The following is a 10,839-nucleotide window of genomic DNA, read 5'->3' as shown; positions in this document are numbered from 1 at the left end:
TACAATGTAAAGAAAATAATACTTAATTTATTGATATAGAATAAAATAGAAATATAAAAGGCTGTATCAACTTTTTTGATACAGCCCTTAGAACTTTTATAAAAGAAATAATTTTGCAACCTTACATTCCCCACCAAACTGGTACATCCATTGGGATTAACTTGGCGTTTGGATTATATAACGTTGTTGTTTTTGGAAAAGGATATCTTTTTGGAGTATAAGATAACTCTGCACCCACTGCCTCTGGACGAGATACCAAAGCGGGTATGCCAGTCCTTCTATAATCATTATAAGCCTCAATGGATTGATTATACATCGCCACCCATTTCTCCATCATAATATCTTGTAATGTTGCAGCAGAATAATTCGCAACTGAAGCACCATTTTGCTCTCCTGCAGATACATACTGTACATTTGCTTTAATTGCATCGTTTAATATAGTGGTTGCATCAGCACCTTGCTTCTTCTTTACTTCAGCTTCGATAAACTTTGCTTCATAATAAGTAACAATAGGATAATTTGCAGCCAATAATGGTAGCTCCGGATCTTTTGGATCTATCCCAAAGAATATACCAAGTCCAGAAATACTTGATGAGATATCTGCATCCTTGATATCTCCCCCAGCATACACGCCTTCTTCAGTTTTTGACAATAAATAACTTAAGCGCGGATCATTTTTTGATAGCATCCTATCTACAAATAACTTATTAGCTCCTAAATATCCACCACGAGACTTACTGAAAGCCCCCCATTGATTTAATGCACCACCTTCGGCGGAGTGGATAGCCTCTAGATTCTCAGCATTTGAGGAAATACCCTTAGAAAGGTATTCTAAGACTTTGGCCTCAGTACCCGAAACCTTAGAGGAAGTACGATGTAAATACCTAGCTCTCAATGTATAAGCAGCTTTTTCCCATCTTTTCACATCTCCACCAAGCATTACATCATCTCCTGTTGGTAAGAATAAATTATCATCTTCTGACGCTTGGAAATCAGCAATAGCCTCTCCCAACAAATTGTCGATAGATTTATAAATATCTGCTTGGGTATCCAACTTCGGCGCTCTTATTCCTTCATCAAATTTAAAAGCCTCAGAGTAAGGCACATCACCCCATAAATCTGTAGCTATAGCAAGATTAATAGCCATTAATACCTTGCCAATTCCTGCATAATGAGGGCTTTCAGCTCCTGCTTTATCTATTAACAATTTCGCATTATACATTGTTCCAGTATATAGTCCTTCCCAAGAATTATCAAAATCACCTTCGGTAATCCGATAATTTTGAATATCATTATATTGGGCATCTATACCAGCAGAATGCTGTACCAAAATACTACTGATTCTAGACAACTCACCCTCTACATTCGCAAATGTATTCACCTCTAATGCTGTTAACATAGTGGCAAGGTTCGCCTCAGCGGGATCATTGGGACTTAAATACAGATCATCTCCAGTCTTACAGCCCACGAAGACTGTGAGACATAGAATATATAAAAATTTAAAATTTGCTTTCATATTATATTAAAATTAAAATCCAAAACGTAAATTAAGAGAATAAGATTTAGTTCCTGGATTATTAAAGAAATCATATCCTGCAAAGTTTTGATTTGAACCTGTCAAACTTGTCTCTGGATCGACCCCCTTATAATCCGTAATCAATAATACATTACGTAAATTCACACCAACTTGAATGTATTGAATGGATTTCGAGAAATTTTTAAAACGATAACTAAAATCTACTGATCTTAATCTTGCCCAAGAACCATTTTGAATCGCAATTTCCGAATTACTATTACCTAGGTAATTTCTGAAATATGTTAATGCATCGATTTCTTTATTATTTTCTTTTCCTTCGTCAGGCCCAGAAGCAAATACACCATCTATTTTATACATTCTTTCACGATCTGCTGTTTCTGCAGCTTTTCCTCTATTATAAAGTCCAGCCTGTGTTCCACCCCAAATTTTACCACCTTTCCTAAAATCCCATAAGAAGGACAATGAAAAATCTTTATAAGTAAATTCGTTATTCCAATTCATCAACCATGTAGGAATAGGACTTCCAACATTTCCTAACTCGTCCTCATAAATAGGTAATCCATTGCTAGGGTTTATTAATACTCTACCTTCGGCATTTCGTTTAAACTTCTGAGCATATAAAACCCCGAATGGCTGTCCTACAATTGCATAAGACTGAGGAGCGGTAAATGCCGATCCGATAGACATTTTATCTACCCCTTCTGCCAATTCAGTAACTTCATTTTCATTTTTAGACCAATTTAAAGTGGTATGCCAATTGAATTTTTCCGCCTTAACAACATGACCTGTTATACCAACTTCATAACCCGTATTTTTCATTGCCCCCACATTATTATAATAATATGCGTAACCACTTGTAGGATCAATTGGTTGGGATATTAGCAAGTCTGACGAATGCTGTTGATAATATGTGAAGTCTAGGCCTAAACGATTATTAAAAAATTTCATTTCAAGCCCCGCTTCATATCCCTTATTTCTCTCTGGACGGAATTCCTCTGCAACCTGCACATTAGATTTAGCAAAACCTGCCTGCCCAGCATATGGGAATGAAAAACCGTTTGTCATACCATCCGCAATCGTAGGAACGGTGAAATACGACCGATCAGAATAAACATTGGGTGAAATACCTACATTTGAATAAGCAAATCTTACTTTACCATAATTCAGAATAGAATTATTCTCTAACAAATGAGAGAAAACATACGAAACGTCCGCCTTTGGATAGAAAAATCCTTTAGAATCTTTACCAAAAGTAGTTGACCATTCATTTCTGCCTGTTAATGTTAAGAACAAAATACTTTTATAATCAAAAGTTGCATCTAAAAATATAGCTTTACTATTTTTATATTCCTCATAATTACTAACGTATAATTCTTGAGCGGAAGCAAAATTATAATAGCCTGGCATTGCTAAATTTCTACCTCTCCCAAAATTTGTCGTATATTGAGCATAATTAAAGTTTCCTCCGAGCATTCCAGAAACTGAAAAATCTTCTGAAATCTTAGTATTAAACTTCAATAATAAATCACTATAAATGTTGCGAAAATTAACGTTAGTACGCTTAATCTCACCATAGGCAAGACCATTATCATCTCCACGAGAACCAATCGCATATATTTGCTTTCCTTCGGTAGAATAATTATCTAATCCCGTTTTCCAAGAAACTGTGAATATGTTATTTAATTTCACATCCGCATAAGCATTCCCAGTTACACGGTTATTTTGCTCCGTATAAGGATTAAATTCCGTGGACCAATATGGATTATCATAGTTAGGAAAGTATTGTTTTTGAGAACCATCTTCATTGATATAATCCGCCAAATTAAAGTCAGCAGGAGTACGAAGTAAAGCAAGCATGGTACCAGCGAGATTACTACCATTCTGAACAGCCCTTGTATTTGAATTCGTATAACTCAATGTCGCGCCTACCGTAATTGCATCATTTAATTTTGACTCTGAACTCAAACGGCCTGTATATCTATTAAAAGAAGAGTTTGGGACAATTCCCTTATTATTGTGAGATCCCACAGAAAATCTAAAAGTCGTTTTTTCGCCGCCAGAAGTAATCGCCAAATTATTATTAAAAATTCTTCCTGTTTGAAAAAATTCTTTTACGTTATCATATGACTGTTTACCAGCTAAACTAGGGCCCCAGCTATCAGCACTAACCTTTGATACGCCTCCTTCTCCTTGTCCATAACTAGTTTGCATCTCAGGCAATTTATTAACCTTAGACGCTTCGAAACCTGTCGAATAGACAATACCCAATCCTGAGCCTAATTTCCCCTTTTTCGTGGTATAGATTATTGCACCATTACCTGCGGCTTGACCATAGATCGCTGCTGCTGCGGGTCCCTTTAAGACAGTTACAGATTCGATATCATCAGGATTAATATCCAAAGCCCTATTTGCTGTCTGAACACCAGCTAGATTTTGATTATAAGGGTCATCCCCCGCTTTAATGTTATTAAGACTATTATCTAATGGAACACCATCAACAACAATCAAAGGTTGATTATCACCAGAAAAAGAAGCAGGACCTCTCAAAATAATCTTAGATGATGCACCCGGAGTACCACTTGAAGAAGTAACTTGAACACCTGTCGCTTTTGCAGCAAGTCCTTGTATAATATTTGCTTCTCCTGATTTAACTAAATCATCTCCACTAACTTTAGATACTGAATACCCAAGCCCTTTTGTGTTTTTAGAGACACCCATCCCTGTCACAACTACTTCGCTCAAAGCATTATCAGAACCGTCCAAAGTCACATTAAAAGAAGATTGCCCCTCTTTAACAATTAAAGTCTTGTCCGCAAATCCAACGGAGCGAAAAACAATAATCTTTCCTGTTGGTACAGATAGCGAATAGTTACCATTCGCATCAGTTTGGGTCGCAACGTTAGACCCTTGTACGGCGATCGTCACTCCAACCAATGGCTTGCCATCAGCTCCTGTTACTCGACCACTTACTTTCTTCTCTTGCGCGAACGCAACAGAAGTCAGGATCATACTACCCACGAAAAAACTGAGTAATTTGTGTTTCATATGTTTACGTTTATTAAAAATGTTAATTTTTGAAAAAAAATACTATGGTTAGTAATATACTTTCCGATAATTTATATATGTATTATAGTTAGTAACATATTTTTCACCAGATTGTTTCTGCTTGTTAAAAAATGTTAAATACAAAATTATAACTTTTTTTAACTTTTACAATGCTAGCATAACTTTGTGATAACAATAAATTCACAAATGAATATAAACAACTAAAAACCAGATGATTATTTTTTAAATATTTTCTACACTTAGTAACATTATGAATTGTCCATCGAAATAATTAATCGCTAAAATTTTGTCATTTGGGGCTTCCGCAGCCTTTCGTCACTTAATTATTGTATATATCGATGAATGTAATTGCCAGCCGCTCATTTGTCAGTACAATCATCTTTCTTATATTGAGCGGTTATAATCAAATAATCACAAAAAAAGGTCAGATCCATCTAGATCTGACCTTACAAAATCAGCTATATAAGCTGGTTCTAGCTATATAGCTTTCTTATTTTATTCCACAGCAAAACGACAGGGATCAAAAGCAATAATACAAACCACCAATAATTAGCATCTAGAGAACTGTTTTTCGTTTGCTTTGTACGGTATCCATTCTGAGCCGAACCTTTGATAGCAGCTGTCATGTTCTGATGTTGTGTATTTATCCTAGTTTTTGACTCCTGTATCCACAATTCCCCTGTCTCAGCTGTCAAACCACTATCCGGATGAAAACGGAAGCCGCTGTCCGAGGAGAAATACCATGATCGAGAAAGGCAATCCCGTTGCAGCGTATACCATCGCTGGGCAAACTCATTCCACTGCCATTCATTACGCGAAGACTGCAGCTCAGCCCTATCTTCTTGCTGATAAAGCTTGCAGGAGCTCAGGCACATCAAGCCTATGGTATAGATCAATCGGCAATTCATTATCTTCCCTCTTTCAATCCAGCCAATTTGAAAATGCATAGATCGTAGCCAGTGACCGTCGCTTTGACAATACACCGTTATTGACATTACCTTCTACCGTTAGGATCCAGTTCCGCTCCATTTTCTGAACGATGCCGACATGGTCTATGCGTCCAAGCTTTTGATTATAGATTGCAAATAAATCGGCCCGGCGGATAACGCCGCCCTGTATCTGCTCTTTTGTATAGCGACGGGCCAGGGGAAAAAGTGCGGGGCTCCAGGCATTGCGTGGAGCAGGAAGGCCAGCCTTGCCGTAACACCAGGACACAAAAGCCGCACACCAGGCGTGGCCTTTACCAAAGCCAGTATAGGCAAGGTACTCTTCGACTCGTGGGCCATCATTATTGCCGGTTGCTTCTTTGACAGCCATCTCGTGTCGGGCAATGTCCACGATTCGTTCCCGAAAGTTCACAGATGAACTAAGCTCACTTGCCCCATAATGCACAGCTACCTGCTCATAGGGACTTGAGGGTACATTATGTTCCACTACAGGACGATGGCCAAAACCGCTAAGAAGGAGAACAGCGACAGAAAGAACACCTAGAAATAAATAATGCATTGTTGCCATGATGTTAATTGATTAAAATGATAACTAAGGTCCTGACGGAAGAAATTAAAAGGTTGCCAGAGAATTTCCTGCAGCCAACAGCAGCAGTAGACCGCGAGTAATCCTGCCAAAATACAGAATAGCAGTACGGACAGCATACCGATATCCAATACGCCAGCTGTAGGATCTATTGCCTGGAGCAGGAGACCTCCTGAAATAAAAAATACACTTAGGCAGACCAGCACAATCCCGAGCAGCTGCTTATTTGTTAGGGGCCAATAGATATCCTCGATATCATAGACCATTTGTTTTTGTAATGTTTTCATTTCCTTCTGATAAAAATTAATTAGTGTGATAGGTTCCCAAATATTGACTGCGTGCGTAGCGCAAGCAATCCCGTTCGTGACAGAGCAGATAAAGAAGTATATCCTTTCCGAGTAAATTTTCGGGAATTTCTATTAGTAATGGCCATTACTTTCCCATCACGGATCCAGCCAGATGGGGTAATACATGATACGGAAAGCACCGAGAAAGCTTACTATCGCCATATACAGAATATCCCCCAATGGCTATCGATCATTTTTTTCAACATCTTCTTTTCCTCTTCATTTGAAACAGGTATAAATTCGATAGGCTCATTGGATAAGGCCACCTTAATACTATCCAGCTGATTGAGTCCTTTAATGCAAGGGCCATACCATGCCGCCCAGAAATCAAGAATAATCAGCTTTTTACTTCAATATTCTCGCAGGGAAATTTTAGTTCTAGCCGCAGAATGATTAGTTACTTCCAATGGAAGATGCCACAGCGACACTAGAATACTGTCTCCTACTTTCAGAGATTTGATTGAGAGCTCATTAGCCCCACTGTCCTTGCGGGGCGTTTGAGCCGATAAACTAAACATAGAAACTAGAACTAAAAACACGCATGTCAAAAACAAGCGATAGGTGTTTTTATAACAGCATAGAGAAAGAACGTATTTTAAAGCCTTTTGAGCATCTAACTTCTTTTCAACGATAAAACACCAACACCACACCTACTAAGTGCGCACACAACCTTAAAACCTTTTAATTTCAAAGAGTAGTCACTTGCTCCAATTGTCGAATTGGTTTTTGCACATTTTTCTAATACATTACAGAGCTTACACCTCAGCCCCACCACATAGTTACTGACAGCTTGTAACTGTCTGATACCTCTTTGGTATATCTCTAGTAGCTCTTTAGTACATTCCCAGTACCTTTTTGGTACCCTTTCGGTACACTCCCAGTAGCTTAACGGTGAATTAACAGTATCTTTCGTGCCGAGGAATAGACCATTTAAGTACCTACCAACTTCTGACCCACTTCTGCCTTTCCCCCAGCGTTGCTTGGAGTTTCTTCGGATGGGCTTCGAGTCACCCTCGGGAAAAATCAAAGGAAAATTCGAGGGAGACTGATGGCCCACTGCATGAAAGGCAGAAGTTGGAGCGAAGTTGGTCAGGCAAAAGTCTGAAGAAGATGCCCTTTCCGCTGCCCTTCGAGTGCTCTTCGGCAACGCTTCGGGACCTCTTCGGGGCTTGTTCGAGACATGTTCGACTACGCTTCGGCTCGGCTTCGAGTCCGCTTCGACTGCGCTTCGGGAACGTCCCGAAGAACAGCCGAACAGCAGCCGAAGCACTCCCGATGAAGGGGCGACGCAGGTACGGAGCAGGCCCGAAGGCTGCCCGAATAAAGCCCGAAGGCCTCTCGAATAAATCTCCCGCTTAGTTATTTTTTGATCGCTACTCTGCAAGCGTTTTTGTAGCACTGGACAAGTACCTTTATAGTACATTTTTCCTTTATAAATTTGCTTACGCAACAATTGCGTAAATAGTGCTATATCTGTGCTTAAGTAGTGCTTAACACGTACTAGAAATATACGGGTAAAATACAGTTGAAAACTGGCTAGTAACTTAGGTAATTGAACCCTGATTTTTTTTGATTTAATTTCTGGTGAGCAGGAGGAATCTTTTCCTTTAGACAGTTCTCTCCCACCCCTATAAAAATTTATCATTTTTAAGGTATTAATGGTGGTTCAAGCAGGTTCTATTACACTGTTGGATTGTATATTAAACAATACCCGAGTCCGAGACAAGCTCGAACCACCGAATAAAAAATAAGATTATCAGTACCTCTAGTGCGGTGAAAAATTTCTATAACAAGGTCAATAACATAATGGTCGCTACGCACACTAGTAAAAATTGGATGCTAATATATGGATGATTATCATCCCATAAGGCTATTCTGGAGGACATTTTTTTAGAATCAACGGATCCTTAAAGAATGTACTCTTGATATATGATAAATAGAAAAGAAACCTCCCTTGCTCAATGGTTGAGCGTGAGAAACTACGCGGCCATATCCTTAAATAAATAAGGGAGGCCCTATCTAAATATTTTCTGTATTCTGTTAAGTTTATATTCTTCATTCATTTTGGTTTTCAGTTTCTCACGCTGGTACCGATGAATGACAATACAAATATAAGAATAACAATATTATTATTCCAAATCTGGTATAATAATATTGTTATTTTAAATGTCTATTTGTTTATGGCTGAACAGTACATAGACAAGGAAAACTTAGAAATTATTAGAGAAAGACTTTGGGCTATTTCAAACGAAAAGGAAATTACACTTGAGGATATCCAAGATCGTACTGGATTTAGTTATAGCCAAGTTTATCGAATTGTTCGCGGAACTAATAATATGTCAGTAAGTGGCTTAATCGCAGTCTGTAAAGCTTTAGAAATTCAACCCACAGAAATACTTAATTTCAAGATCAAAATCCCCAAACATTTGCCGTTGAGAAGAGACAGAAAGCCCTAGATCTTTAAAGTTGTGAGATACGCTCTTCACAGAGCCTAACAACTATATTTTCTAGCTTATCAACTTTACTTATTAATTTTTTCAAATCCTCAGGATCGATAAAGTAATCATCCTGATAACGAGCGTCCAAATAAGCCTTATTCAGAACATCAAATAATCTATATTCTTCACTATCGTCAATAGGATATTTAAAGATTTGATCTAGGTTTTCATCAATATGCTTCGAGTATTTCCTATATACTTTTAGTTTATGAGTTTTGGGCTTATATCCGGTATACACTAATAGCAGTCCGCCATAAAGTTTCTCGGCTGCCTGATTTAAGTTAAAAATTATTTCATTCAGAGGATCTCCATCTTCCAAAGCTACTTTCAAAGAGTTCTTTGTAATTTTCAAAAAGCGAGAACCGCTATTCACCCATTTCTCATAGCTTCGAAGCGCAACTTCCTTCTCTTCGCCTCTACTCAAAGGCTTAGCGTCTGAAAAGATAAATTCTCCGGAATCAAAAAGAACAATCCCTTCTTTGATGATATCCCTAAAGAAGTACTGCCCCATCTCTAGCCCTTTGTTTACATAGTTAAAACTATGTACAATAGGACTTACATCGTTCTTATATTTCAGCGTTCTATTCTCAATCTTGCTAGCAATATCATGCTCTTTATCCTTGTCACCGCCAAGTATCACAACTAGAATATCATAATCACTGATGTAAGAATAAGTCGCTCCCCTTTCCTCGTATTCATCTTCTACCCACTTATCAGACGCGTGACTGCCAAACAAAATAATTTTCGCCGGATCCGCCACATCACAGATTACCTTCACGATTTCAGCTAATTCGTTTTGTTTGTGTTGAGGCAAATAGGATAGTTGGTTCATAGGGTAAATTTACGAAAATTATGACAGAATTGCTCCTGGTGGAATAAGGAACATTCCTATAAATGTAATAATCAAGCAAATTATAACTAGTATACTTAGAAACACGTATCGAATCCCTCCATTTTTATAAGTAAATGCCAAAGTTTGAAGAGTTGCAATAGCTAAACTTAAGAGCATGAACCAATTCCATATGGTTATAATAGTAGATGCTACACCAACACTATTAACAATACCATAAATCATATTCGTTCTAAATGTAAATGTTATAAGAAACAAAAAGATTCCGAAAAGAAGGTTATACTTGTAAAATACGTTTAGTTTTCCAATCATGTGTGGTGTTGAATTAAGCACTGATTCTATTTTTACACCTCAGGATATGATTATCAATCTTACTATCTCTACTTTATCGCCCTTTTTGCATGCCATTAATAATCATAGTCGCTTATATAGAGATAGGTTGTTCTTGCCTTCGATGAATTTGATATTTCGCAGTTAATTTAAGCTAATTTGGACGCCTAACTGGCGCCTTTCAACTTTACCTCAAAGGGAAGCGCTCCTACTAAAGTATTCGGGACACCTCATTATAATCTAAGGTAGCCAAATTCTAGCAATTTGAATTCCATAGACACTATGCCAACTTAAATCCCATTTATATTCATGAGGTTGTCTCATTAAGTTTTTAATGTCAATGTATGATTTTGTAGAAACTGGAACTCGATTATCCATCCACCCTGCAACAATACCCAATAATTTATTTTCATAAAAGGATTGCTGTGACGGGTATTGGTTTCTTGAATCAGCAGTACTATTGCATGCCCATTTGTAATTGTCCACATCATTCTTTAGAGCATACATTTTACCCAATCTGTAACCAAAGTCATAAGACTCTTTATCTTCTGCATAAACATCTGGATTATCTGGAACAGGGTAATTTGGCACCAAGGGTGGTTTTTGAGCAAACAAAGAAATAGTACTGATAACGAGTACAAGCATCAAATTAACTTTTTTCATAATATTGATTTTAAT

The 10,839-nt window shown here is 37.7% G+C and carries 9 protein-coding genes; 1 reads left to right on the top strand and 8 read right to left on the bottom strand.

Features of this window, described 5'->3' with window-relative positions; translation table 11 throughout:
• Positions 1-121 precede the first annotated feature (121 nt).
• The 6 genes from DCO56_RS25710 to DCO56_RS25680 all read right to left on the bottom strand — a co-directional run bounded on the left by DCO56_RS25710 (position 122) and on the right by DCO56_RS25680 (position 7,906).
• Positions 122-1,516 (bottom strand): SusD/RagB family nutrient-binding outer membrane lipoprotein, encoded by a 1,395-nt coding sequence (locus tag DCO56_RS25710; RefSeq protein ID WP_108636552.1) that lies wholly within the window; start codon positions 1,514-1,516, stop codon positions 122-124.
• Positions 1,517-1,528: 12 nt separating this feature from the next.
• Positions 1,529-4,582, bottom strand: a complete 3,054-nt coding sequence (locus tag DCO56_RS25705; RefSeq protein WP_108636551.1) for a SusC/RagA family TonB-linked outer membrane protein — start codon at positions 4,580-4,582, stop codon at positions 1,529-1,531.
• A gap of 494 nt (positions 4,583-5,076) precedes the next feature.
• The gene (locus DCO56_RS25700) at positions 5,077-5,550 is read right to left on the bottom strand and encodes a hypothetical protein (protein WP_108636550.1); all 474 of its coding nucleotides are present in this window, start codon (positions 5,548-5,550) and stop codon (positions 5,077-5,079) included.
• The gene (locus DCO56_RS25695; RefSeq protein ID WP_245935918.1) at positions 5,525-6,118 is read right to left on the bottom strand and encodes a CHAP domain-containing protein; all 594 of its coding nucleotides are present in this window, start codon (positions 6,116-6,118) and stop codon (positions 5,525-5,527) included. Before DCO56_RS25695 ends, DCO56_RS25700 begins: the two co-directional genes overlap by 26 nt.
• On the bottom strand, positions 6,091-6,423 hold the full coding sequence (locus tag DCO56_RS25690; protein ID WP_108636549.1) for a hypothetical protein: 333 nt from the start codon (positions 6,421-6,423) through the stop codon (positions 6,091-6,093). Before DCO56_RS25690 ends, DCO56_RS25695 begins: the two co-directional genes overlap by 28 nt.
• A gap of 673 nt (positions 6,424-7,096) precedes the next feature.
• Positions 7,097-7,906, bottom strand: coding sequence for a hypothetical protein (locus DCO56_RS25680; protein WP_181390678.1), 810 nt, complete (start codon positions 7,904-7,906; stop codon positions 7,097-7,099).
• A gap of 670 nt (positions 7,907-8,576) precedes the next feature.
• On the opposite strand from DCO56_RS25680, the gene DCO56_RS25675 reads away from it, so the two are divergent.
• Positions 8,577-8,939 (top strand): helix-turn-helix domain-containing protein, encoded by a 363-nt coding sequence (locus DCO56_RS25675; RefSeq protein WP_245935917.1) that lies wholly within the window; start codon positions 8,577-8,579, stop codon positions 8,937-8,939.
• 4 nt (positions 8,940-8,943) lie between these two features.
• Here DCO56_RS25675 and DCO56_RS25670 read toward each other — a convergent pair whose 3' ends face one another.
• Positions 8,944-9,813 (bottom strand): HEPN domain-containing protein, encoded by an 870-nt coding sequence (locus DCO56_RS25670; RefSeq protein WP_108636546.1) that lies wholly within the window; start codon positions 9,811-9,813, stop codon positions 8,944-8,946.
• Between the two features lie 588 nt (positions 9,814-10,401).
• The gene (locus DCO56_RS25660; RefSeq protein ID WP_108636544.1) at positions 10,402-10,824 is read right to left on the bottom strand and encodes a hypothetical protein; all 423 of its coding nucleotides are present in this window, start codon (positions 10,822-10,824) and stop codon (positions 10,402-10,404) included.
• Positions 10,825-10,839: the final 15 nt, after the last annotated feature.

Origin of the sequence: Sphingobacterium athyrii (assembly GCF_003071065.1) — a bacterium.
Taxonomy (GTDB): domain Bacteria; phylum Bacteroidota; class Bacteroidia; order Sphingobacteriales; family Sphingobacteriaceae; genus Sphingobacterium; species Sphingobacterium athyrii.
This window is presented reverse-complemented; position numbering and strand designations above follow the sequence as displayed.